19 protein-coding genes are annotated in these 25,291 nt (G+C 52.4%); 4 read left to right on the top strand and 15 right to left on the bottom strand.

The window, feature by feature from the left end:
• Nucleotides 1-435: 435 nt before the first annotated feature.
• Nucleotides 436-879, bottom strand: coding sequence for a MarR family winged helix-turn-helix transcriptional regulator (locus FC99_RS11020; RefSeq protein ID WP_048733068.1), 444 nt, complete (start codon nucleotides 877-879; stop codon nucleotides 436-438).
• Between the two features lie 80 nt (nucleotides 880-959).
• Here FC99_RS11020 and FC99_RS11015 point away from each other — a divergent pair, with 80 nt between their 5' ends.
• Entirely contained in the window at nucleotides 960-1,511 is a 552-nt protein-coding gene (locus FC99_RS11015; protein WP_048733070.1) for an NADPH-dependent FMN reductase, read from the top strand.
• A gap of 696 nt (nucleotides 1,512-2,207) precedes the next feature.
• Here the strand turns inward: FC99_RS11015 and FC99_RS11010 are convergent.
• The 8 genes from FC99_RS11010 to FC99_RS10975 all read right to left on the bottom strand — a co-directional run bounded on the left by FC99_RS11010 (nucleotide 2,208) and on the right by FC99_RS10975 (nucleotide 12,224).
• Nucleotides 2,208-2,903, bottom strand: a complete 696-nt coding sequence (locus FC99_RS11010) for a glycerophosphodiester phosphodiesterase family protein (protein WP_048733071.1) — start codon at nucleotides 2,901-2,903, stop codon at nucleotides 2,208-2,210.
• A gap of 16 nt (nucleotides 2,904-2,919) precedes the next feature.
• Nucleotides 2,920-4,284 carry an ABC transporter substrate-binding protein gene (locus FC99_RS11005; RefSeq protein WP_048733073.1) on the bottom strand — a complete coding sequence of 455 codons (1,365 nt, stop codon included), beginning with the start codon at nucleotides 4,282-4,284 and terminating at the stop codon, nucleotides 2,920-2,922.
• Nucleotides 4,281-5,096, bottom strand: coding sequence for a carbohydrate ABC transporter permease (locus FC99_RS11000; RefSeq protein ID WP_048736287.1), 816 nt, complete (start codon nucleotides 5,094-5,096; stop codon nucleotides 4,281-4,283). Before FC99_RS11000 ends, FC99_RS11005 begins: the two co-directional genes overlap by 4 nt.
• Before the next feature lie 2 nt (nucleotides 5,097-5,098).
• Nucleotides 5,099-6,052: a carbohydrate ABC transporter permease gene (locus tag FC99_RS10995; protein ID WP_048733075.1), complete on the bottom strand. Its 954-nt coding sequence runs from the start codon at nucleotides 6,050-6,052 to the stop codon at nucleotides 5,099-5,101.
• Nucleotides 6,018-7,127, bottom strand: coding sequence for an ABC transporter ATP-binding protein (locus FC99_RS10990; RefSeq protein WP_048733077.1), 1,110 nt, complete (start codon nucleotides 7,125-7,127; stop codon nucleotides 6,018-6,020). Before FC99_RS10990 ends, FC99_RS10995 begins: the two co-directional genes overlap by 35 nt.
• 1,008 nt (nucleotides 7,128-8,135) lie before the next feature.
• Nucleotides 8,136-9,260: a vitamin B12 independent methionine synthase gene (locus FC99_RS10985; RefSeq protein ID WP_048733078.1), complete on the bottom strand. Its 1,125-nt coding sequence runs from the start codon at nucleotides 9,258-9,260 to the stop codon at nucleotides 8,136-8,138.
• Nucleotides 9,261-9,770: 510 nt separating this feature from the next.
• Nucleotides 9,771-11,291 (bottom strand): ABC transporter permease/substrate-binding protein, encoded by a 1,521-nt coding sequence (locus tag FC99_RS10980; RefSeq protein ID WP_048733080.1) that lies wholly within the window; start codon nucleotides 11,289-11,291, stop codon nucleotides 9,771-9,773.
• Complete coding sequence (locus tag FC99_RS10975; RefSeq protein ID WP_048733082.1) at nucleotides 11,292-12,224, bottom strand: ABC transporter ATP-binding protein; 933 nt, start codon at nucleotides 12,222-12,224, stop codon at nucleotides 11,292-11,294.
• A 250-nt stretch (nucleotides 12,225-12,474) separates the two neighbouring features.
• On the opposite strand from FC99_RS10975, the gene FC99_RS10970 reads away from it, so the two are divergent.
• Nucleotides 12,475-12,888 carry an Lrp/AsnC family transcriptional regulator gene (locus FC99_RS10970; RefSeq protein ID WP_048733084.1) on the top strand — a complete coding sequence of 138 codons (414 nt, stop codon included), beginning with the start codon at nucleotides 12,475-12,477 and terminating at the stop codon, nucleotides 12,886-12,888.
• A gap of 800 nt (nucleotides 12,889-13,688) precedes the next feature.
• Here FC99_RS10970 and FC99_RS10965 read toward each other — a convergent pair.
• Complete coding sequence (locus FC99_RS10965; RefSeq protein WP_048733086.1) at nucleotides 13,689-14,633, bottom strand: zinc-binding dehydrogenase; 945 nt, start codon at nucleotides 14,631-14,633, stop codon at nucleotides 13,689-13,691.
• Nucleotides 14,634-14,727: 94 nt separating this feature from the next.
• Between FC99_RS10965 and FC99_RS10960 the strand changes: the two genes are divergently transcribed.
• Together FC99_RS10960 and FC99_RS10955 are read left to right on the top strand one after the other, a co-directional pair.
• Entirely contained in the window at nucleotides 14,728-15,537 is an 810-nt protein-coding gene (locus FC99_RS10960; protein ID WP_048733088.1) for a MerR family transcriptional regulator, read from the top strand.
• Nucleotides 15,538-15,668: 131 nt separating this feature from the next.
• Nucleotides 15,669-16,904 (top strand): ArgE/DapE family deacylase, encoded by a 1,236-nt coding sequence (locus FC99_RS10955; RefSeq protein WP_048733091.1) that lies wholly within the window; start codon nucleotides 15,669-15,671, stop codon nucleotides 16,902-16,904.
• Nucleotides 16,905-17,350: 446 nt separating this feature from the next.
• On the opposite strand, the gene FC99_RS10950 is transcribed toward FC99_RS10955, so the two are convergent.
• The 5 genes from FC99_RS10950 to FC99_RS10930 all read right to left on the bottom strand — a co-directional run bounded on the left by FC99_RS10950 (nucleotide 17,351) and on the right by FC99_RS10930 (nucleotide 24,842).
• The gene (locus FC99_RS10950; RefSeq protein WP_048733093.1) at nucleotides 17,351-19,525 is read right to left on the bottom strand and encodes a WxL domain-containing protein; all 2,175 of its coding nucleotides are present in this window, start codon (nucleotides 19,523-19,525) and stop codon (nucleotides 17,351-17,353) included.
• Between the two features lie 169 nt (nucleotides 19,526-19,694).
• Entirely contained in the window at nucleotides 19,695-21,821 is a 2,127-nt protein-coding gene (locus FC99_RS10945; protein ID WP_048733095.1) for a WxL domain-containing protein, read from the bottom strand.
• 242 nt (nucleotides 21,822-22,063) lie between these two features.
• Nucleotides 22,064-23,104 carry a WxLIP family cell surface protein gene (locus FC99_RS10940; RefSeq protein ID WP_082153188.1) on the bottom strand — a complete coding sequence of 347 codons (1,041 nt, stop codon included), beginning with the start codon at nucleotides 23,102-23,104 and terminating at the stop codon, nucleotides 22,064-22,066.
• A gap of 157 nt (nucleotides 23,105-23,261) precedes the next feature.
• On the bottom strand, nucleotides 23,262-23,942 hold the full coding sequence (locus tag FC99_RS10935; RefSeq protein WP_048733096.1) for a WxL domain-containing protein: 681 nt from the start codon (nucleotides 23,940-23,942) through the stop codon (nucleotides 23,262-23,264).
• Between the two features lie 237 nt (nucleotides 23,943-24,179).
• Nucleotides 24,180-24,842: a hypothetical protein gene (locus tag FC99_RS10930; RefSeq protein ID WP_048736291.1), complete on the bottom strand. Its 663-nt coding sequence runs from the start codon at nucleotides 24,840-24,842 to the stop codon at nucleotides 24,180-24,182.
• Between the last annotated feature and the right edge of the window lie 449 nt (nucleotides 24,843-25,291).

Here is a 25,291-nt window from a genome sequence, read left to right as displayed (position 1 = left end):
AAGATGCTAGTTGCATAGGTCAGAAAAGTGTCTAACATTTTACTTGCACTTCATTCATAGCCAGCTTACAGCACGGGCGACTTTGGAGACACGCGGTCTTCGTGGCTTCAAAGCGAGCGAGAAGACTGGTGATTTTCCAGTCTGAAGCGTCCCCACAGCAGGCGGAATCCCTGGCAGCCGGAGTGCGGCAATTTCACACTATCTTAATGGTTCGAATCCTTGCTGATACTGGGGCGAGACAGGTATTTCATCTTTCAACCTTTAGTTGTTGGGCCCTATGTACTCTAAAAGGCAACGGGCACACCAGGTTACCTCTAATCTTATTGCTACATCCGACTCAACACCCACTTAGAAACTTTCGCTTTTGAAACAACACGCCTAAAAATCCCGTCAAGCCAGCTTGCACTGGGCTCAACGGGATCTTCGTTTCCCTCCCTATTCCTCGTAATCGTCGTTGCCGTTTAAGACGGCTGATAGGCGTTGTAAGACGCGTAGAAGTTCGCCGCGATCGGCATCCGAATACTTCGCTAATCGGCGCCGAATGGCTGCTTCCCGGGCTAATTTAATCTGTTGGACCGTTTGCTGACCCCTAGGGCTCAGAATGACCCGCCGAACACGCTTGTCCCGACGCTCGGTCTCCTCTAGCCACCCCGTCTCAATCAGCTTATCGACCTGCCGACTGATCGACGAATGGTTGCGGCCAATCTGGTCGGCTAGCTCCCCAATGCTGATGCCGGGTTGATGATCGACCCGCATGATGATGGGCAAAGTTGGCGTATCCAGCTTGACGTGAGCCTCTTTCAGCAGCTTACGATCCTCTTCCGTTCGACTAAAAAATGTTACTATCTCAAATAGTGCTTCAAATATTTGATTGTCCATACTTGTTATTATACCAGAAGAATGCTAATATGTGTGCATATTGCACATATAAATTTAACTGCCTAAGGAGACACCTCATTATGACAAAGAAAATTGGTTTAATTATTGGCTCGACCCGGCCAAACCGCATTAGCACCAGCATCGCAACTTGGCTTCAACCCACCGTCGCTCAGGATGGCTTGGCCGTTGATTTAATCGACCTCGCAAAGATTGACCTCCCCTTCCTCGACGAACCCGGCCAACCCTCTGACGGTAATTACACGCTAGCTCACACGCAGGCCTGGAGTCAGCTGATTCAGGGATACGACGGCTTCATCTTGCTCTTCCCACAATACAACTGGGGCTACCCGGCACCACTGAAAAATGCCCTCGATTACCTCTACACTGAATGGCGCGGCAAGCCAGTCAGCCTAGTATCCTACGGCGGTCACGGTGGGTTCCAAGCCGCCTTAGGTATGCAACTGGTCGTTCGCGGTCTCAAGATGCAACTGATGGCAACGAACTTGCAATTGACGCTACGCAAGCAAGATTTGGACGACAATGAACAGTTCATTGACCCGGCACAGGCCCTCGCGCCCTACGCCTTCAACGCCAACCAAATGGGTGCCGAATTCCTACACCGCTTGTCTTAAACCATCGTCTCAACGTCTACGGTGGTCAGGTACTCCACCCCGTGGGGCAGACCTGAAGCCTCGAAAATCATGAGTCTTCAGGGCGACTTGGAGCCTCCAAGAACGAGTCTCCAAGCTCGGCCCGTGTTCTAAGGTCGCCAAAACCGGCCGACCTTAGAACACCGACACCGGGTTCCGTACCTGACCACCTCCGACTAGGCAACCAAAGTTTCAACACAAGCACTGAAATGGCACCTATCTTTCGTAGAAATCAGTCACTCATTCTGCAACAGGCGAGTTAGCCAAATTTCAATCAAACAATTTGATCAACACATCATCAACAAAACTTTCAGTCCATAACCAACACAAAAGCGGACGCTGCCTAACACATTGGGCAACGTCCGCTTTTGTCTACAGTCACTCTAGTTTAATCAATCTAACTGACAGCCGCTCCAATAACTGACCATGGACCGCCAGCCCCGGTGAACGACACGCTTAAAATTTGCGACGTCACCCAGCCGGAGATTGCCAGACAGAGCGCTGTGTCGGTCATCTTAGGTTGAGCGCTCTGCTCAGCCTTAGTCGACGGGCCAATCTTTGAGACGCGTCTTCCCGCGGCTCAAAGTTGCCCTGGGGACCGCACCTCAGGCCCCAGGTCTGCCCCACAGCGTGGCGTCTGACAATCGCAGGCGACAGGCGGTGGTCCACCACCTGATTTTACACGCGCGCCAGTTCCTGGCGAAGGCGCATCATGGTGATGAAGTCATCGGTGAAGATGCCCGCCACGTGCTTTTGGAACAGCTCCTTCGCCAACTCCGGCTTGTCAACCGTCCAGATGCGTTCGGCGACCGGCACGTCGGCTTGGTAATGGCTCAGGTGCAAGCCACTCAGATGTTCGTTGGCGACGAAGGCCGCAGCGTTGACTACCGGCTTATCCGTCAGCCAGCAGTATGCTTCGTTGGGCGCAATCTTCTGACAATTTTTCAACGTCTGTAAATGAAACGACGAGAAGATGACCGGGTGCTTGAGCGGTGCCCCGTGGACCATGGCCATGACGATGGCTTCGATCTCCGGGTACTGAATCTTGTCCGTCTTCAGCTCCAAATTTAGCTGGACATCCGAGTCATCAACCAACGCCAGAAATTCCGCTAGCGTTGGGATGGCCTCCTGATTTGCCAGGCGAAAATGCCGCAGTTCGTTAAAGGTGAAGTCGTTGATCAAGCCACTGCCGTTCGTGGTGCGGTCGATGTGTTCGTCGTGCATGATGACCGGGACTTGGTCCTTAGTCAAATGCACGTCGAATTCCAAGCCGTCCACGTTGTTCTCCAGGGCGTAACTGAACCCCGCGATGCTATTTTCCGGAAACTTTGCCGGGTAGCCCCGGTGCCCAAATACTAACGTTTTCCCTGTCATAAAATCGCTCTCCTACTCAATAGCCGTTCGCACGGTTGTTATTTTTAATGTTGCCGTTGAGCGACGACTGTGCCGTCTGCAACGCCTTTTGAATGTTACTCCCCGCGTAGATCTGCTCCATGGCGGTCTGGGTCAAGTTTCGCGCTTGAATCAAGCCTTGCATGAAGATTCCGGAGTTCGTATTGTTTGGCTTCGCTGCGGCCAATTGTTCGCCAGGAACCCTCGATTCTGGCAACTTCTTATACATATTCAGCAGGGCTGGTTGTTTCTGCGAGTCCTTGTTTAAGGCCAAATAACCAGTCGCTGCTTGCCACTCTGCTTGGCTCTTCGCGGTCATCAAGAACTTGATAAAGTCCCATGACCCGCGCTGAACGGCCGCAGACTTGTCGTTTGAGATCCACAGTGACGCGCCACCAATGGCCACCCCATTACTCTTCTGACCATCGGGATGAGGATAGTAGGTGATACCGACTTGATCCTTGTTGCCCTTGGTCAGCTGGGTCGTCGTCGCGGAACTCTGTAAGAACATGGCGAGTCGGCCAGACAAGAAGCTGGCGATTTCGTTGTTCAACGCATTCCCCCCGGCACCGTAGTTAGCAAAGACGCCATCCTTGACGTTCGTTTGCAGCCATTTCATGGTGTTGACGGTGCTAGGGCCGGTCAAGTTAGAAGCCGTTGGCGTGCTGGCATGGCCATCGTCGTTATTGGCAAATGAAGCGCCAGAGTTTGCCATGAACTGTTCAAACAACCAGCCATAAATTTCGACCGACATCCCCTGAACCTTCTTGTTGGACTTTTCCATGACCTGCTTAGCAACCTTCGTGATGTCGCTATAGGACGGATTGACAGGTGGTGGTGTGACGCCCAACTTCTTCAGCAGTGTCGCGTTGTAAAAGAGCACGGGTTGCGACGTGTTAAATGGCATGGATAACTGTGTGCCTTGGTTGGAATAAAACGCCCGCGCACCCGCAGAGATCTTGTTCACATCGTAGTTGTCGGCGTCGATAAATTTCTGGACCGGCGTCGTGTACCCGGTGTGGTGCATCTGACTAGTCGAAATGTCCATGGATTGAAAGACTGCGGGCGACGCGTCGGTGCCGTGCGTGTTGATAATCTTCTGGACGGCCTCATTATAACTCCCCTCGAACTCGGGGACGACCTCATACTTCTTTTGTGACTGGTTAAATTGCTTAGAGAACTTAATCAATTGCTGCTGTGCCGGACCAGTCATTTCGTGCCAAAAGACCACCTTGATTCGGCCATTGCTTTGCGCCGAGGCGGACGGATGACTGAACGCGGTCCATCCCAGAATCGCTGCCAAGACGACCAGAATGCTGGCCACAATGGCGAACACTTTGTGGGAAACAGTTTGCTTCTTCATTTCGTGGCCCCCTCGTTCAAGCCATCCTTAAAGTAATGTTGTCCCACAAACAGCACGATCAGCGTGGGAATCACAACGATCACGGCACTGGCTTGAATCATCCCCCAGTTGTTGAACGTTTCCTGTGATTGCAGTTGCCGCAACCCATCTTGCACGGGGCGGAACTTATCACTAAACGTGGTCAACATTGGCCAGAGGTATTGGTTCCAGCTTTCCAGGAAGCTATAAGCGGCTAACGTGAACAGGCTGATGCGGGCGTAAGGCAACGTGACACGCCAGTAGAACTGCCAGTGATTCAAGCCCTCAACATCGGCGGCTTCTTTTAACTCCGGTGGAATCTGGCGGAAGGACTGCCGCAACATAAAGATCCCAAAGGCCGACGTCAGAAATGGAATGACCATGACAGCGTAGTGGTTCAGCAGGTTCAACTGACGGACCGTGGCGAAGTTGGGAATGACCTCCGCTTCGAAAGGCAGCATCATCGTGGCCAGAATCACGTAGAACAGGAAGTCGCGGCCCTTGAAGGACAGGAAGACAAAGGCGTACGCGCCTAACGAACAGAACAGAAGTTGAGCCGCCATCGTCAACACGGAAATCACGAAACTGTTGAGTAAGTAACGCATGATGGCCGTCTGTTGTACGGCGTCCACGTAGTTTTGGAAGGAAACGTGGGTGCTAAACAGCGTCCCCTTGGCAATGTCGGCCGTAGGTAACAGGCTGGTCCAGAATCCCAGGATAAACGGGCCGATGATAATAATGGCCATGATGACCAACACCAGGTAACGCAACGTTTTATGAGTCTTTGTCAGCATCATTAGTAGGTCACCCGTTTCTCAAGGAATTTGAATTGTAGCAGGGTAAACAGGGCAATGATGACCGCCAAGATGACGGACTCGGCACTCGCTATCCCATAGTTACCACTTAAAAAGGCGTCTTGATAGACCCGATAGACCATCAGGTTGGTGGCGTTGTTGGGCCCCCCAGCCGTCATCAGGTCGATCAAGCCGAAACTCTTGAAGGCCCCAATCAGCGTGACCGTCGACGTGAAGAACAGTGTTGGCGAGATCATTGGGATGGTCACGTGGAAGAACTGGTAGCTCTCGGACGCCCCTTCGATGGCGGACGCCTCGTAGAGTGGTTGTGGCACCATTTGTAAGGCGCCGAAGAGAATCAAGAAAGTAAAGCCCAGGTTCATCCAGACCGTGGAAATAATGACGGCGAACATGGCGGGACCGGGTTGTGTCAGCCAAGCCACGATCGGCAAGTGAAGGAAGTTACCGATCTGATCAAACAGCCCAATCGATGGACTGAAGATGAACAGCCAGAAGATGGCGGCAACGGAGACGGAGACCCCCATCGTGGCGGAGAAAATCGTCCGGAACCATTGAATCCCGGCGAGCTTCTTGACCGCGAGTTGTGCCAACAACAATCCCAGAATCAGGGTCAAAGCGACGACCCCAATCACGTAAACGGCAGTAGCTTGAAGACTGGCCTGATAGGCGCTGGAGGTCAACAGACCGATATAGTTTTTCAAGCCAACAAAGACCGTTGGCCGACCGACGTTATTGGTCAAGAACAGGCTCAAATAGAGAGTCCGTAGCATTGGGTAGAACACGAAGGTCCCGAGTACCAACAGTGAGGGTCCAAGAAAGGCGAACGCATAGTACTTATCACCAGCGTGCAGATTGTACCCCTTTGCTCGTTTGTGACTAATCGCAGACGACTGATCGACCTTAGGCTTGGGCGCTGGCGTGACTTCTGCTTGCATGTTGGCGACCCCCTTCCACCATAAATTGAACCTCGCCAGTGTGGTCGAAGACGTAGGCGTTGCCATCGATACCGACGGACAGCCAGTCCCCCGCCTGATAATTCTCATCAGGATCGGCGGTCAATTCGATCGGCGTGCCATCGCTGAGTTCGGCTTCCAACAGGATCTGGGCGCCGAGGTATTCGACGGTCTTGACCTGTGCGTTAGGCTCGCCCTCCCCTTGAGGAAGCAGGTACAGCGACGTTGGTCGAATCCCAACGATGTAGTCGGCGACCGGTAACGGCTTGGGTAGTGCTAATTTTAACGTGTCTGCTAGGGTCAATTCACGGTCGGCGGTCACCCGGGCCGGCAAGAGGTTCATCCGCGGCGTGCCAAAGAAGCTAGCCACGAAGGTGTTGGCGGGCCGGTTATAAATGTCGAGGGGCGTGCCGATCTGCTGAATCTTATGGTCGTGCAACACCATAATGTGATCGGCCATAGTCATCGCTTCGACCTGATCATGCGTGACGTAGATGACGGTCAGTCCCAACTCCTGCTGGAGATTCCGTAATTCCGTACGCATCTTGATTCGGAGCTGAGCGTCCAGGTTAGATAGTGGTTCGTCCATCAAGCAAACCTTGGCATCACTGGCGATTGCGCGGGCTAAAGCCACCCGTTGCCGTTGCCCACCAGACAGGTCCCGGGGACGACGGTCCTTGAATTCCTCCAAGTTGACCAATTTGATGGCCTTCGTGACCCGCTCCTCGATTTCCTTAGCGGGAAACTTCCGGGCCTTCAGTCCAAACGCAACGTTATCGGTGACCGATAAGAATGGAAATAACGCGTAACTTTGAAAAACCATCGTTAACTGGCGGTCCTTCGGTGGTAGATCCGTTGCCACCTTACCGTCGATCTGAAGTTCACCGGTCGAAATCGGAATCAGTCCCGCAATCATCCGCAACAACGTACTTTTTCCGCACCCAGAAGGCCCGACAATCGCGAAGAATTCGCCACTCTCGATGTGCGCCGTCACGTTTTGCAAAACCCAATTATCAGCGGTGTACGCTTTCCCCAATGCGTTTAACTCAATCGACATCTCGCCACTCCCCTTACTTAAGTATGAGGCAAGTGTACGCGGCCCATGTAACGAGGTTGTGTGGTCTATGTAAATAGTTTGTAAACCATTCTCACTTCTCCTTGAAAGCGATTACGTTCTGTAAGTGGCAGGTCGGGATAGTCGTTTCAGTGGCACTTGATTTAGGGGGTTATTTAGCAGGTCAAAATCTAACCCTGGGGTAGTGGTAAATTTTCTGCCTGCAGCTGCCAGGATTACGCCTGCTATGTGGTCGGTTCCAGCCTTTGCAAGGCTTCCACCTCGACTTGAAGCCACGAAGACCACCTGTCTCCAAGGTCGTCCCACGATGTAAGCCGGAGAGAACGCCGCCTGACATCGTCGACACAGCTGGCTCCATCCTGGTCTCCTCCGACTTTGATAGTTTTTAATTGAGAGATGTGTTTGAAACATGACCTCCGTTAGTTACGGCCACTATCCTGACTAGAATGACGTGACACTTCCCACTGAATTCACCATCCCCAACTAAACCACTTTAGACCGTCTGATTGCTATTTTACTTGTAATATCTCTAGTAGCTCAAAAGGTAAATTAACTTAATATCTAACCAGTATTTCTCTGTTGGTCATCGAAAAAGGCGCTACCAGTTTGTCTAGCAACACCTCAGTTCTATTCTTATATTCAAATACTGCTTAAGCCCGATATAACAACGATATTACTGTGAAGATTAGGCAACTCAGTGCATCCTTCGCTTTACCGGTCGCCAGATATGGGCCGGAAACGGTGCGGACACAAGACTCTCAGCAGTTATTGTGATAGAACACAACCTAAGCCGGAGGAGGACAGGGATGTAGCCGGCCGTGGTAATGGTGTTGGCTGGCGTCCTTTGCTAGCCTAGACCATGGGCGACTTTTAAGACGCGTGTTTTTCGCGGCTTAAAAGCGAGCGAGAAGACTGGTGTTCTTCCAGTCTGAAGCGTCCCCACAGCAGGCGGAATCCATGGCAGCCGCAGTGCGACTAATTTGCTCTAACCTATCCCCAAACATCGTCAGCAATGCGCTTGACTAATTTCAGCTTGGCCCACTGCTGGTCCTCCGTCAGTTGGTTGCCCTCTTCGGTCGACGCGAAGCCACACTGCGTGGACAATGCTAAGTTGGCTAACGGCACCTGTTGAGCAGCGTCCTTGATCCGGGTCTTGATGTCGTCTTCATTTTCCAAGTCAGGGAATTTAGATGTGATCAATCCCAAAACTAATTTCTTGTTGGTATCGTTGTTCCAAATCTTTTTGAGTGGGGTGAAGTCGCCGGCCCGGTCGCTGTCATATTCCAAGAATAGGCCGTCATAATGCAACTGGCTCAGGTAGTCGGCGACATCATCATAACCACCGGAGAACAGGTATGTCGACTTGAAGTTGCCCCGACAAATGTGGGTGGTGACCGTCAAGTCGGCTGGCAGATCGGTCAACAGGTCGTTGATGACCCGGACCGCGTCTTCGGCCAAGGCCACATAGGTCTGATGCGCGGTGGCATCGTCGACTGTCTCGTTGAGCTTGCTGATGAGAAAGGCCCACGTCGTATCGTCCAGTTGGAGGTAGCGACAACCCAGTTCATAGAAGCGCAAAATCGTTTCATGATAAGCCTTGGCCAAGTCATCTAGGTAGGCGTCCCAGGTCTCATAAAATTCGTGCCAGTTGTCGCTCCGATTGTCCCGGAACAGCATGGTCGGGGATGGAATCGTCTGTTTCACCAGGACACCTGCTGGAACTAATGACTGGAGGTATTGAAAGCTTTCAAAGAACGGATGATCCGGGTTAAAGGCAATCTTACCTACCAGGTCGGCGTTGTCGGTCCGCGTCTTGCTGCCATGGAATTTATAACTTTGTTGATAGTCATAGTGGCCGACGCCATTCAGGCCCCACAAGAAGTCCAGATGCCACCAGCTTCGGTTGAACTCGCCGTCCGTGACCGCCTTCAAGCCCAAGGCCACCTGTTCACCGACGACGCGCCTTGTTTCGGCCCGTTGGACGGTCTTTAGTTGGTCAGCATCGATCTCACCCGCCGCAAATTTTGCCCGGGCGTCCTTCAAAGTTGCGGGGCGCAAGAGGCTGCCCACAACGTCATAGCGGTAAGGGAACTCATTTTCTGTCGTCGTTGTCATGCTTAATTTCCTCCTAAATTGAGTTGGCCCGAGACCGTTCGACTGTTAACATGACCTGTTCATTCGGCAAATACATCGCCCGTGGCTCTCCCAGTGTGCATCGCTAAGGGATTCTCAAGGGGGTGTTGCCAGTCCAGCAATCTCGGTCGACCCTTTTTCTAATCGGTCATCATAAACAAAAAACGACACGCTCCTCCCCGAACTAATTGCTTAGTTCAAGGGACGAACGTGTCGTTTTACCACCCTAGTTCACACAGTCCTCACAGACTCTGCCTCAACGGTACCAGTTGATACCCGGAAAGTTAACGGTTCCTACCGACCAAGCAGCGTGAACCACTTGATAGCTATCGGGAGCTCATCTTCATGGTTCGTCGTCGACCCGTTCACACTCGCTCGGGCTCACTGTACAACGCCAACGCCACTACTCTTCTCCTAGCCTTATTTATGACAAACCGATTAGAAATTAGTGATAAGTTTAAGGCTCTTATTGGTGGCTGTCAAGAGCGGATTTTAGTCTAACAACCCATGACTTCTCAAATAATCACGCGCCACGGTCGCCGCCTTCTCGTGCTTGACGGTGACCTGATAATTCATCTTCTGCATATCGGTCGTGGACACCTTGCCGGCGAGTTTATTCAGCGTCGCCCGCAGTTCGGGATGCTCCGTCAACAGCTTTTCCGTCATCAACGGTGCCCCTTGATATGGTGGGAAGAAGTTCCTATCATCTTTCAAGACGACCAAATGATACTCCCGAACTTCCGGATCAGTCGTATAGCCGTCGACCAGGTTGACCTTGCCATTGGCGATGGCCTTGTAGCGAATCGATGGCTCCATAGTCTTAGCGCTGGCAAATTTCAGACCATACGCTTTGCTCAGTCCAGGATAACCATCCTTCAACTGGTAAAAGTCGGGGTCGAACCCGGCGTGGATCTTGCCTTCGATCGCCACTAAGTCGGAAACAGTCTTCAATTGATACTTCTTAGCAAATTGCTTGGTGACCGCCAAATCATACCCATTTTGATACTTCATCGGCTTCAGGTAGGCCATCTGGTGTTGCGCCTTGAGGGCCTGCTTAGCCACCTGATACGTCTTCGCCGGATTGTGACTCGCCGACTTTTCACCGGTGACTAACGACTCCAAGACGGTCCCGGTAAATTCAGGATAGATGTCGATCGACCCCGACTGCAAGGCCTTAAACAGAAACGAGGTGCCCCCAAAGTTCGCCTTCGTCGTCACCTTGGTATTTGGATGATCGTGCTCGATCAAGTCCTTGTACATATTAATTAAAATTTCGGGCTCACTGCCCATTTTCCCAGCAACTGTAATGGTCGTCTGGGGCGTCACTAATTTACGATAACCGGCAAAACCACCGATCAACACGACCAGCGTCAACAGGACGATTCCGGCCTTTTTAAAAGATAATTTACCCAGCCAGTCAATGGCCGCACCAAAGACCAACGCGAGGACGGCCGACAATACGGCCCCAATGATCAGGAGCGCATTGTTGTTGGTTTCAATCCCCAGCAGGATGTAGGTCCCCAAGCCCCCGGCCCCAATCAAGGCGGCCAAGGTGGCGGTCCCGATGATCAGAACCATCGCGATGCGAATCCCAGAAATGATCATCGGCAGGGCTAGTGGCAACTCGACCCGGAAAAGTTTCATCCGCCGCGACAGCCCAAACGCGGTTGCCGCTTCTTCTAAGTTGGGGTCGATGGTGGTCAGCCCAGAATAGGTGTTTTGAAAAATCGGCATCACCGCGTAAATGACTAACGCAATGATTGACGGGACGGTCCCAATACCGACGATGGGAATCAGAATCCCCAACAGTGCCAGGCTCGGAATCGTTTGGAGAATACTGGTGATCTGGAGCATGACTTTGGCCCAGCGCTCGTGATTCATCAGTAAGATTGCTAAGGGAATGGCAATGATGGCCGCAATCAGCAACGAGATCAGGGACAACCCAATGTGTTGACCGATGGAATTGACGATGTCGCCACCCTGTGTTTGGAGAATATGAATGATCTGTGCCAACTAGTTTGCCTCCTTAGTTGCCAAATAATCGAGGAGATCCGGCGTACTGAGTGCCCGCGATATCTCGCCACCACTCACAACGACCGACACGTTGCCCTTTAACGCCGCCGCCAATTCGTTGATGGTGGCGGTCGCCGTTAGCGTTGCCGGTGCGCTCGTCGTTTGCCCGTAGCCTTCACTTAAGAGTGATTGGACGGTGTCGGGCCGCGGCGCGTGTTCATTTTCAAAAAAGCCGCGCACAAAATCATTGGCCGGGTGCTGCATGATGTCTGCGCCCGTCCCCACCTGTTGAATATGACCTAGCCGCATCACCGCAATGTGTTGGCCCAACCGCAGCGCTTCGTGCATGTCATGCGTGACGAACACGAAGGTCATCTGGAGTTCCTTATGCAGCTGTAACACCAGGTCCTGGAGCTGTTTACGCGAGATTGGGTCCAGCGCGCTGAATGGTTCGTCCATCAAGACCACTTTGGGTTTAATGGCGAGCGCCCGGATAATGCCGACCCGCTGTTGTTCCCCGCCGGACAGCTCATTGGGCATTCGGGTCGCGTACTTATCGGGATCCAAGTCGACCTGTTTCAACAACGCGCGGGCCCGTTCGACTCGTTGCTTGCGCGGCCAGCCGAGCGATTCTGCCTGAATGGCGATGTTTTCTTGAATGTTTAAGTTGGGAAAGAGCGCAATGTTTTGCAGCACATAACCCATCTGTAGTCGTAATTGCGTTAAATCGTAATCAATCAGGCGCTTATCTTCAAAGTAAATGTCGCCCTTGGTTGGCGCAATCAAGCGATTCAGCATCTTCAGCGTGGTCGTTTTTCCACTCCCACTGGGGCCAACCAACACAAAAAAATCTCCCGTCGGTATGGTCAGATTGAGGTTGTCAATCGCCTGGTTGCCGGCGTAACGCTTGCTGACGTTTCTAAATTCTATCATTCGTGACCTCCCACTGCTGACTTTCAAATAACGCTCGCTTATCTTCACGATGACCTGCCAAAGTAAAACGCAGGACATCCAATTTCACATGATTATCTTCAATTATACTAATCTTCCGCCAATTACCTAGGCAGAAGGCTTACGAATTTCCTTATGCAACAGTATCCCACTTTACACTTTTCCCGGCTGGCTGTTAATATTGAAAAGAAAGAGTTTCCGTCCTAAAAACTTAGAAAATAAGGTGTTTACTGTGCCAGACGAAACCGATATTGCCATCATCAAAGAGCTCAATCGTGACAGTCGCATTAAAACGAGTCACTTGGCCGAACTCGTCCACCTGTCCGCCCCGGCCGTCGCCGCCCGAATTCAGCGGCTCGAGGATGCCGGTGTCATTACCAAATACACCATCGAAGTCGACCTCGACAAGGTTGATCTACCGCGGCAAGTCTTCATCCAAGTTGCTGTTCAAGACCGCCAACACGCGGCCTATCTGCAATTGGTCAAGAGCCACCACAATGATTTCCGTCACCACTACCGCACGACCGGTAGCTACGACTACATGCTGGAGGGCGCGTTTCACGACCGCCACGTGCTGAACGATTTCCTGCTGGCTCTGGGGAAAGTGGCCCGCTATCAGGTCATCGACGTGATCGACGATATTTAAGGGTGGTTTAGTGCGCCCCGAATCTTAAATGCGTTCAGTGCATTTAGTGCGGGATAGTTCTAAAGCGGTCGCCTCCGGCTGCCAGGGATTGCGCCTGCTGTGGGGACGCTTCGGACTGAGGGGCGGTCCTCTCGCTCGCTTTTAAGCCGCGAAGAACACGCGTCTTAAAAGTCGCCCATCTTGGGAGCTAGCCAGCGGCCAGCTCCCAAGATTACCACGGCTGGCTTCATCCCTGGCCTCCTACGGCTACGTTAGTCCTCTACCGCAACCGATGTTAGAAACGGAACTGGCGATTTATTTTACGTTGTCGTTCTAATTTCATCGGTCTTAGTCGAAGTTGGCAACCTGTTATGACGGTTATCACCCCAACTAAGTTTAGACAACATTGTCCAAAACCAATACCAATTCAAAACGTCTCCCTTCACAGCCTTTTCAGCTGATGGTGGGAGACGTTTTTTTCATTACTTAAAGGTTGAAAGTTCTAAAATACCAGTCATGACTGCTCTAGCAACGACAGCGAGTCTAAAACTAGGCAATCTGGTTGGCCCTTCGCCTTACCAGCCGTTGTCGTGGTAAAACACAATCTAAGCCGGAGGAGGACAAGGACGGAGCCAGCCGTGGAGGTGATGTTAGCTGGCGTTTCTTAAGCCGGCTTACATCACGGGCGATTTGAAGACATGTGCTCTCCATGCCTTCAAATCGAGCGAGAAGACTGGTGGTTTTCCAGTCTGAAGCGTCCCCACAGCAGGCGTAGTCCCTGTCAGCCGCAGTGCGACCAGCTCTCAACAATCTCAACCAATCTAGTCGTTGTCCACGATCACCTGACCCAGCGCCCGGCTGGCCATTACGTAGGTGTGCGCTTCCTTGATTTGGTCGAGCTTGAAGACCTTGGCGATGGGGATTTCCAAATGGTGCTCGGAAATCAGGCTAAACATCTCATCGACCAAGTCCTGTTGAACATTAGTGGAGTCGAACATCGTCAAGAACTTGCCGCCCAGCGTGAAGGGATTGAACTCTTTGGCAACCCATTCGCCGGCTAGCAACCCGATCAGTGACACACCGCCGCCCTGATTCAGGTGAGCAATCGAATCGGCTAACGTGACCGTGCCGACCATATCAATGATGCCGTCGTAGTTTTGATCCGTCACCAATTTATTGTCCGCATCCAGAATGGCATCATCGGCGCCATTGGCAATCAACTCTGGGAGCATCTCTTTGCGCCGCGTCGTTGCCGTGACCTTGAGGCCCAGCACCTTGGCTAGCTTGATGGCTGATAGACCGACAGCCGTTGTCCCGCCACGGACCAATAACGTTTGGCCCGGCTTCCGGTGTAACGACTTGATGGCGCCAATCGCCGTGTAGAAGTTTTCCGGATATTCGGCTAACTTGACCCAGTCACCGTTAAAGTCCACCGGGAACAAATTAGCGTCGTCGACCAACGCGTATTCCTGGTAACTGCCGTCCACTTCACGACCAAAGCCCCCCATCATGGTCATGACCTTTTGGCCAACCTTCAGAGTGCTCTGAGCAGAGGCTTCAGCAATTTCACCGACGGCCTCAACGCCGATCACCCGGGGAAACTTAACCGATGGCGACCCACCGGCACGGGTCAAGACTTCGTACCGGTGCACGCCAAACGCGTGGATCCGCATCACGGACTGGTGATCCGTCGCCTTTTGAATTGGCCGGTCGACAATCTTCATGACGTTAACGTCCCCTGGTTCATCAATGACTACTGCTCTCATTAGTTAATCGCTCCATTCTTTGTATTTGCTTAATCAGTAAACCCAGTATAGAGTATAACGTAACGTTACAGTCAAGCCGAAAGGACCGAAAGAGATGCTCACTATTCAAAAATTTGCGGAACTTGCCGGAACCACGCGGCGCACCCTGATCTTCTATGATCAAAAAGACCTGTTCAAGCCGAAAAAAGTTGCGGCTAACGGCTACCGTTACTACGATTACGACCAGTTGTACCCGGCCACGTTCATTCTGGAACTACGCCGACTTGGCCTGTCGATCAGCGAGATCAAAGCGCTCAACGCCTCGACCAACCCTGGCTCGCTCGATAAAAATCTTCAGCACATTCTCACGCAGATCAACCAGCAGATGGACAATTTGAGTCTACTCAAAACGACGCTGAATACGCGTTTCAATCAACCCGTCGCCACCGAAAATAGTGTGCGGAACCAACCCTTCATCACCCAAATGGATGCCGCTTTGTTCTGCCAGTCTAAGCAGTCCGTTGCCTGTACCGAAGCTGAAATCGCCGAAATTTACGCCGACTTTTACGAGCGATTGGGTAAGCTCAAGCTGGTCAATCAGCGATCTTCCGGTTTTCTCACCCGCCTCCCCAATAGCGACGCCAACGGCTATCCCACGGCTTCATTTTGCATTCTCAAAGCCGTCACGGTCCAGACGGACACCGGCGACCTGCCACGACTGGAGAAACCGGCCGGTAATTACGTTGCCATCACGACGACTAATGACACCAAGAATATCTGTATCGCGCTGAAGATCCTCGCCGAATACATTCAAAAAAATCAGCTAAAAATCAACGGCCAGCTGTGGCAAATGAACCGCGACGAAAATTTCACCAGCAAGGGTGCTTCCGATTTAGTCTCCTTGCAATACCAAATTCAAGACTAGGACTGGCTAAACGCGCCAGGATTCTTGACCGACTCCGCAAAAAGTGCTGTAATCAAGTTGATAACAAATGATTGCTTCACTTAACTAGTCACAGTATCAGAGCTTACATTAAAATTAAGGTGGGTCTTAACATGGACGAAGTGGTACAAGCACTTAGTGACATTGTCAAACTAAACACGGTTAATGGTAACGAAAAATTGGTCGCCGACTATCTGGCAGACCTCTTCAAGCAGCATGGCATCGACAGCACAGTCGTTGAATACGCCCCCAACCGGGTCAGCCTGGTCGCTGAAATTGGTGACGGCAATGGCCCCGTCGTTGGTTTCGACGGGCATTCAGACATTGTGGCCCTTGGTGACGCCGCTAAATGGAAGGCCGACGCCCTCTCCGCAGCGATTGTGGACGGCAACATGATTGGCCGCGGGACGTCCGACATGAAGTCCGGCTTGATGGCCGGTGCACTCGCGATGATCCATTTAAAGGACCAGAACGTGCCGTTACACGGTACCCTGCGTTTCATGGCCACAGTTGGTGAGGAATACGGCCAATACGGTGCCCAACAACTGGGTGAAAAAGGCTACGCCAAGGACCTCGACACGCTGATTGTCGGCGAACCAAGTGGGGTCCACAAACAATTACTGTTGCAAAAGAAGATCCAATACATGCTGCAGAGTGACGAGGCTGGGGCCAAGAAACTCTTTGACGCCAACCAAACCAACGAACAACACTTCATCGAACTGGCGCACAAGGGCTCACTGACGTACACGGTCCACTCCAAAGGGGTCGCTGCACACAGTTCCATGCCAGAAATCGGTAAGAACGCCATCACGCCGCTGATGCGCTTCTACCAAAAGGAAGAGGATTACTTCGCTTCCATTAAGGACTACCGTAATCCCGTCCTCGGAACCGTTACCCCGGTGGTCACCATGGTCAAGGGTGGCGAACAGATCAACACGGTACCCGCCAGTGCCGACCTCTCCGTCAAAATTCGGACCATCCCCGAACTGCCAAACGCCGACATCACAACTGCTATCAAGCAGATCATCGCTGACTTGAACGCGGACGGTGCCGACCTAACACTAGACATTCTCAGTGACCTCCGTCCCATGCACACCATGGACGACGCGCCATTAGTTAAGGCCGCTAAGGAAATTGGCCAGGCTGAACTCCAACAAGCCTTACCACTGATCGGCGTTCCCGGCGGCACCGACGCCTCCTCGTTCCTGGCGTTCAACCCCGACATCGACGTCATCGTCTTCGGGCCCGGCAACATCACGGCCCACCAGGTCAATGAGTACGTCGACCTCGACATGTACCACCGCTTCATCACGATTTACGAGAAATTGATCACGCATTTGTTGAAGTAAATCGTAATGTTATTTTTAAACAGCTGTCGATATTAGCGCAAAGTGTCCGCCTGCAGCTTCCAGGACTGCGCCTGCTATGGGGTCAGTTCCAGCCTTTGCAAGGCTTCCACCTCGACTTGAAGCCACGCAAAGTTTGCGTGTCTCCAAGGTCGTCCCACGATGTAACCCGGGAAAAAAAACCGGCTAACATCGTCGCCTCAGCTGGCTTCGTTCGGCTATAGTTGTGCTTTATGGCAGCTAACCGTTAAATCAAAATAATAAATTTACTCTAAATGAAAAAGTTGATCTCGTCTGGTTTCAGATGAGGTCAACTTTTTTCGGTTCTATTCTACCTGATGGTATGCCATGCCATTTTTTCTATGCAGTCAGTACTGATACTGGCGTGAAGTGCTCACTAACGGCAATGGTAGCTGAGACGACAAGGTCCCTGTCAGCTATAGAGAAAATCAGTCATTGTCCACCACGTAGCCTGGCGCGTTGGTGAGGCCCCAAGTAATGGTCCCCTGGTACTCGCCTGCCGTGGCACCACTGCCGATTGCCAATAGCAGGCCCGTTTCTGGCGTCCAATTCTTAACCACGTCGTAGGTCCCATCAGCAACACTGTCATCCGTCTTGCGCGTCAAAATGGGCGTAGCTTCGGCACCAATCGGGATCGTCCGGTAAGTGTCCACGTAGACGGGATTTCCAGCTAGCTTTTGTCCCGCTGCCGTTTTAAAGGGTTCCGCTTTGGCCGTAAGCGTCCACGGCTCGTCGGTCCCCCGATCATCCTGAATGCTCAGCAACCAGTTTGCCTCCCGTTGCACATTTTGTGTCGCACCGGTCAGGGCTGTCTCCTTAAACGTACTACGAGTTGAAATCGCCTTAAACCGCAACGTTCCGGCCAACGTAATTGGCACGGAAACTTGTTCGGATTCATCCCCCATGTTGGTGGCCGCGACCAAGGTAAGTTGATTGGTTCCCCGGCGAATCTGGTCACCGGAAATTGGTAGCCGAAAAACACCGTCTCGGTTCACCGCAACGGGACTAAGCATCTTACCATTTAACTGGGGCCGTACCCGTACTAATGGTGGAAATTCCGTGTCCGCTCCCTTCAATTTGGCCTTCCCTTCCACCGTAATATCGTCATGACCTGCTAAGTTGACCGGATTTTCGCTGGTAACTTTCAAGCTCAGTCGGGCGTTCGGGTTAATAATAAAGTTTGGCGTATCCGCAGCACTAACCTGCGTTGGTGATGTGAATTTACTCGTGAACGCTTCAACTGCCTTAGTTGCGGCCACATCCTTAGCTCGACCGACCACCTTGATGACGGCCGTCGGGTTTTCTTCACTCAACGCGCTTTTCAGCTGCACCGACAACTCATTATCCGTGAAGTCCGTCAGCATCACCGGCTGCGTCTCTCCTTTACTGTAAGCAATCTTAATCTCTTGCACGTCGATATCCTTGGGTACCTTCAAATGGGCCACGATGTCCGCCCACGCCTGCTTGCCAGAACGGTAGGCTAACTGGTAGTCCAGCTGAACGCGACTCTTACTCTTGACCTGGCCTCCTGGTTTTACCACCTTTTGTCGGTCCAGATCCGTCATGGTCGTTTCCGCATCAACATCCACCATTCCCGGGATGTTTTCCAACACGACCAAATGGTTTTCGTACTGGTCACTCGTTGCTGAGGTCAGCCCCCAACGAATTTTACCCGTTTTCTGTGGGTCCAAGTGGTTGAGATCAAGCGTAATCGTCCGTCCCATTCCCGGTTGTGGGGCATGCGTCTGCGGATTCCGATCGTCAAAGTTATACATCAACACGCCACCCTTTTGGTAGCGAACCGTCAAATGATGCCACTGCCCGTTAGACAGAAAGTTCGGCTCGTTGGCATTGTATACAATATTTTTGTGCCACATATTGTAATAATAAGCATGCCGATGACCACCAAAAAGACTCCCCCAAAAACTGTTAGTCACAGTATTCAACTTATACGTGCTTGATTTTCCCGGATAGTTTGAAGCAATGTGCATAGCCGGATAACCAGTATCGAACGAATTGGCCTTTGAGGGCGACATCTCATTGGATTCCCCATTCCACTGTGTGTCGAATTCCAGCGCCCAACTTTTCTGTATTGCCGTATGCGCAATCTGACTAGAATTATTTTCTCGGGGATCCTCGTCAACGCCCCACACCCCAAGTGTTTCTCCCGCGATTGGGCCCTTCCGTTGTAGCGGCATGGCGTCCAGTCCCCGACCATCATTTTGCAGGACAAAGGCCATCCCCTCCCCGGCCGAGGCGTCACTGTTTCCTAAGTACATCCACATGGAAATAGTTTGGTCGCGATTTAAGTCCAAAAGGCCCTGTCGCGTCGACCACATCGACCCGAATTGATCCGGTCCGTTCGTCAATGCCGCAACCTGGGTTCCGGGAGAGTTCGGATTGGTGCTCTCCACCACGGTGGCTGCGCTCTTAGTGGTCGTATCCGTCGTCACAAACGGATTTGTCTTGTCCAGCACGATTCCGTGGGGGGCCGTTGCTAAAGCGGTCCCCAAATCATCAGCGTGGGCCACGCACCAGCCGTGCCAACTCAATCCAGCCACTACCACTACCAACGTCAGACGTAACCATCGTTTTGCTCCCATTGTTTCTCCCCCATACTTTTTCTAACCCATTGTCATCTACTTCAAAACAAAACAAGTGCCCAGTCCGCTGTGGGTGTTAACCCGCGGTAGACTGGGCACTTGTCAGTATCCAGCTTGCGTGTTGATCGCCAGATTACCCGACGACACAACGTTCGATTTAACTTTAAAGCTAACTTGGTGCATCACTCAGTGTCCAAATAATCGTTCCCGAATAACTTCCGACCGCAGAACCGTCATCGACCGCGAGTAGAATTCCGGTCTTAGACGTCCAACTGCCGGCCACGTCGAAGCGCCCCGCATCTTCACTATCGTCCGTAACGTGCGTTAGGACCGGCATCGGGGTCGTTCCAATTGGAATTGTCCCGTGGCTGGTCACGTAGACCGGTTGCCCGGCCAACTGCTGCCCATCACTAGTGGTCAATGCGGTTGCTTGTGCATTTAGCGTCCAGCGAGAACCGGTTCCGCGCGTATCCTGAACAACCAGCCGCCAATCGCCGGTCCGACCGACCAACTGGCTGTTACCGGTCAAGGTACTGACCCGGAACCCTTCCGCACTAGAAACTGTGTCAAATTTCAGCTCGCCGGCAACCGTGATGGGCACGGTCACCGTTTTTGAAGCATCACCGCTAGCTGTATCTGCAGTCAGTTTCAGGTCGTTTGCCCCTGGCTGTAGCTGGCTGGCAGTCAACGAAAGGGCAAACGTCCCGTCACTTTGCGGCGTTACCCTGGGCAGGGCAACCCCGTTCAGCTTGGCCATGACGCGCAATGCTGGTGGCACATTGGCACGAGTGAAGCCCCCGATCTTTCCCGTCACCGTCGTTTTCTGCAAGTCCGGCAGTGCCAGTGGATCAGCACTAGTCACTGCCAAATTGAGTTTAACGGCCGGGATGACGCTAAAGGTCGGCGTCGTTGCCGTGCCAATAAATGTTGGCGACGCAAAGATACTGGTAGCGCCGGTCACCACTTGCCGCGAATCGACTGGCAAGATTTTTCCCGTCAGTCGAATCGTGGCGGTCGGATTCTGTCGTGACAGAACCGCCTTCAAGGCCGTTACGAGCTGACCATCACGTGCCGTTTCTAGTGGCAATGTGGTGGTCTGCCCATTGGCAGTGGTGATGGTCGCCTGATTGTCATACGCAATGTCGGCTGGCAACTGCAGATGGCCGCTAATAGCCGACCAAGTTTGCCGACCAGCCTGGTAATCCAGGTGATACGTCAATTGAACTTTATCATGACTGGTGACCTCATCGTCGTGATCAACGATCTTGTCCTGCGTTAGATCGAACAACTGCGCTGAAGTCTGTGCCGCCACTAGTCCGGGCGCATTTTCTAAGACCACCAAGTTCGTGCCATCGTGAGTACCCGTCGTCCCGGTGAACCCCCACCGAGCGCGACCGGTATGGCTAGGGTCAATCTGCTTCAGATCGACCGTTACCGTCCGGCGTACCCCCGGTTCAGGGGCCGCGGTCACGGGGTCCTTGTCGTTAAACGCGTACGTCATGGTATGTGCCGTGGCGTTCCAGGTTAACGTCAAATGATGCCACGATCCGTTAGCCAAAAAGTTTGGCTGTGTCGAATCACTGATCACACCCACGTGGCGCAATCGATAAACGGTTGGCGCACTAGCGGTCTCTTTTGCAGTCGGCGTCAGCGGCAGGTAACTCGTTGCCAACCCCGGATAGGCCGAGGCAATGTGGGCGGTGGTCCGACCGGCATTCAGGTCAGTCGTCAGGCTTGCTGAATCGTCGTTGGCGTTTGTGTCAAACTCCAGTGCCCAGCTATTTTGAATCGCTGTTGCGGCAATTTCAGCTGCTGAACTGACCGGCATGTCGGCCGTCACTCCCCAAACGCCGAGCGTGTCAGCGCTGATGCCAGCACTCCCCCAGTCAGGCATCGCGCGAACACCTTGAGGATCATTCTGCAACACGAAGGCCATGCCATCGGCTGCGGTGGTCCCCTGATCACCAAAGTAGAGCCATAGTGACAGGGTTTCGTTGTGAGTTAAATCAAAGCTATTGTCATCCGTCGACCAAGTTGACCCAAACTGATCTGCGCTATTTGTTACCACCGCGGCTTGCGTTCCGGGTGTTGCCGGATTCGTCGTGTTCACGACGGTAGCAGAGCTCTTACTAGCCGTTGCCACCGTTAAGATGGCGTTGGGCTTGCTGAGTAGAATTCCCTGCGGCACGGTCGCCAAGGCATGTGCATAGTCGCTATCCGCATGCGCCGTGACCGAACCACCCCAACAGGCCAGGGCTAGCAGAATCAAGCCAGCGTCCAACCACCGTCTGAACATGGGAAATCCCCCCTATTCAATTACGAAAGTAGCCGCGGGTGAGGGTCGACAAAATAAGTCGTGTACGACTGGCGGCGGCCCTCTGGAAAATTGTGACTAACCGAACTGACGATACGTAGACTAAGTGACGATAATCGCCCCGACCATGGTTGCCAGTACTATTAGCCACAGCCACCGGAAAATATAACTGTAGCTCACAGTAGCGCGGCAACTGTAGTCAGTCGCAGACGGAAAATCACAAACTACTCATCGTCAACATCATCATCGTCGTCACGGTGCCGGCTGCGGTAGAGTAGGTAACCGATGATTGCAAGCAGAATGGCAATCAGAAGGGCTAACGCCGCATACAGCCAGTAATTTGGCCGTTTAGCTGGCGCCAAGACCGTCTTGTTCAACCGCTTGACAGTCTGGTCTGCAATCGTGAAGTTCCGGGTAAACTGCCAGGTCTGAGAACCCGCCTTGGCCGTTAGATAAAGCGTGTATTGGCCGGCGGGAAGGTTCTGGTTGCCCCACGGAATACCGAAGTTAAAGTTACTATTTGGCGCCATCCCCATTCCGCTTTGTTGTTGCCGGATCAGGGTCTTAACCGAATCGAACTTCGTCACGCGGGCATTAACCGTGAGTTTTTGCATAATGCCAGGCTGCGGGTTTTGCAAATTAGCCGTGACGTAATTACGCCGGTTGATCTGCGTGGCTTTGACCTCGTGAAGGCGCATGTCCGGTAAGACCGTCCGCGTGCTCTCTCGAAGACGTAAGCCAATGGCGTAGGCAAACGCGTTTTGAATCATGATCTTCGCCGTCGTGTGTTTCGCGGCGGCGGGGACCTGTTCCACGTACACCCCACCTAAAATAATTCCCGGCAGCTCTTTAGCAGGCATGGTGTAGGTAAACGTCACCTTTTTCTGGGCATTAGCTGCCACCGTCACCTTTTGGTCGGACCCCTTAGTGAAGATATCTTGTATCCCCACTTTCAACGAAGGATCCAGCTTAGGCTTGACCTGACTATAATCAATCACCCCGTTATCGTTCGTCACGGCTTGATTGATGCTGACCACGTACTTCTGTTGCCGATCGCTCGTATTGTTGATGACGATTGCCAACTCCTGCGTTTGATCCGGTTTGACTCGTAAGGCAAAATAGTTCACCTGCTTGTCATCCTGGTTACTTGGGAGCTCGGCTCTCACCGTATAGCCCACGCTATCCGCTAAGGCCATTGGCATTTGCCATATCAATCCGACTAAGGCTAGACTCAATGCGAGTAAAAGTTGCCATCCTCGTTTCATCGTTGTCATCCCCCCATCAACCGCCAGAAAAACCGGTGCCACGAACATGACACCGTCAAAACGACTTGTGCTGATTGCTGGCTGGCGGCTTAGTCGTTACCAGCTAGTCGTCGCTTTTAGGAAGCCCATTTAGCATCAGCACGACAACTTTCCAAAATTACTGTGGCGTGTCGCTTAACTGCCACGTCAGCGTTGAACTGTAGATGCCGCTGACTTGCCCAGCAGGAACCGTTAAGTTGATGTTGGCCAAGCTATACTCGGAGTCCCAAATCCCCAAACCACCCTTAGCTGGAGCGGCTAGAACGATTTGCGTCGTCCCGGTCCCATTTAAAGGTGAGTTGGTTGCCACTGGTGCGGCGGATGGGTTGCCCGTGTTCGCTGCAGCAACTTCTGGCGTTCCCAGCGTTAATTGGGCACCACCTAACGTATCACCCGTTGCATCCGTAAACGGCGTGTTCTTTAACTGAACGTTCCAACCACTGCCTAAGCCGGGGTTAGAGACTTCAACCGGATTGTCGGCCGATACCGCAAAGTAACTGCCGTTGGTCTTACCGTTAGGAGTGACATTCTTGCCAAAGCTGATGTTTGGCGCCGTATCCAGAGAAATCGTGGCGTTAGGACTCGTGTCAAATTCGGCTGACGTGGTGGTACTTTGCGTCGTTACAGCCGAACTGCTACTCGTCGAATCGCTGCTTGTAGTCGTGGCGGTCGTTGTCGAATCACTACTGCTACTCGTATCAGTGGTTGCCGCGTAAACTGGTGCGGCGGCCAACAAACCAGCGCCTAAACCCAAAACGGCCAGGCTGCTGAACAGTGAAACCTTCAATTTACGAGTCATTTTTACTCACTCCTTCATACTAATATCGTGATTACCAGTATTAGAGTAAACGAGGTGCCTCGGTAATGGCTAAGCCCCCCGCAAGCTGACGTCCTAAATTGTTCCGTGCCGGCCACGTTGTTCGCCGACTATCTGACCGAATTAACCTTTGAGTGTCCATACGCTTGATTCAATAAAGATGATAACCGCTATAAATTAAAAAGGCCAGCTTTTCGCCAGCCTTTCGTACCTAGACCTTTAGTGGTGAAAGTCCCCCACCTTTAAGCCTAACAACTCATTTAACCATTGATGTGTCGCGTCATCAGCGCTCGCTGAAATCTTAAAACCAAGCGGTGAAAACAACGAACCAACTGCCGACCACTGGACCTGTCCCCCCACAAAGAAGCTGGCGGTCAATTGTTCACGCTGTGTGGGCGTGACCGGTGTCGCCATGGTCGTTAGTAAATTTATCGCCAGTTGATCGGCGACTAAACCCGCGTAAGCCGTTGGTGTCAGGGGCTTCACGATTTGCCGGGAAACCGATAATGGGACGACCGGGCCCTCGCGCAATAATAACCGTTGCCAATTCATAATTTGACCGAGCAGCACACCGTAAAATTGCCAGGGGACCTGATTACCGATGCGTTTGAGGGTCGTCGCCGTGATGGCGGCCACGTCCCACTGAACCTGTTGTTGGCCCTGCGCCAATGCCGTTTGCAGCCACTCGCTGAAAAAGCGCTGGACCGTAGCGTCGACTAGCGGCGGCAGTTTACTGCCCTGGACCAAATGGTAACGGCCGAGTAAAAAGTCCTCGACTTGGTCCCAGTCGATGGTGCGGCTGGCCTGTTGTTGCTTCCGCCGCTTGAGTTGACGTAGCTGTTTCAAGCGACTTGATTTTCCGTAATTTCCTGGACGACTCATGGATTCGCCCTCCGTTTCTATTTTTTTGTTTTGTTCAATGCGAAATGCACAGAAGATTGTCGCACTGCGGCTGCCAGGGATTCCGCCTGCTGTGGGGACGCTCCAGCCTGGAGTACGGGCTTCCAACTCGATTTGAAGCCTCGAAGAACACGAGTCTCCAAAGTCGCCCATCTTGTTAGCTAGCCAGCGGCCAGCTAACAAGATTACCACGGCTGGCTGCATCCCTGGCCTCCTCCGGCTCTGACTGTGCTTTGCCAAATAACCGAGTAAAAACACATTATACTTCTAGAAAACTCAGTCTTGCGTAACATATAATATACAACATACCTATTCCAATAAATGCCTGCATAGCGGTATCTCTGGGATCAGCATAACATATAATATACCTATTCCAACGCGTAGTGCTAGTCTTGTAACATTTATGTTTATCCCCAATCATCGCTAACTTT

Origin of the sequence: Levilactobacillus koreensis JCM 16448 (assembly GCF_001435525.1) — a bacterium.
GTDB classification, from domain to species: Bacteria; Bacillota; Bacilli; order Lactobacillales; family Lactobacillaceae; genus Levilactobacillus; species Levilactobacillus koreensis.
The sequence above is the reverse complement of the archived record's forward strand: the minus strand, read 5'-3'. Positions and strand labels throughout refer to the sequence as shown.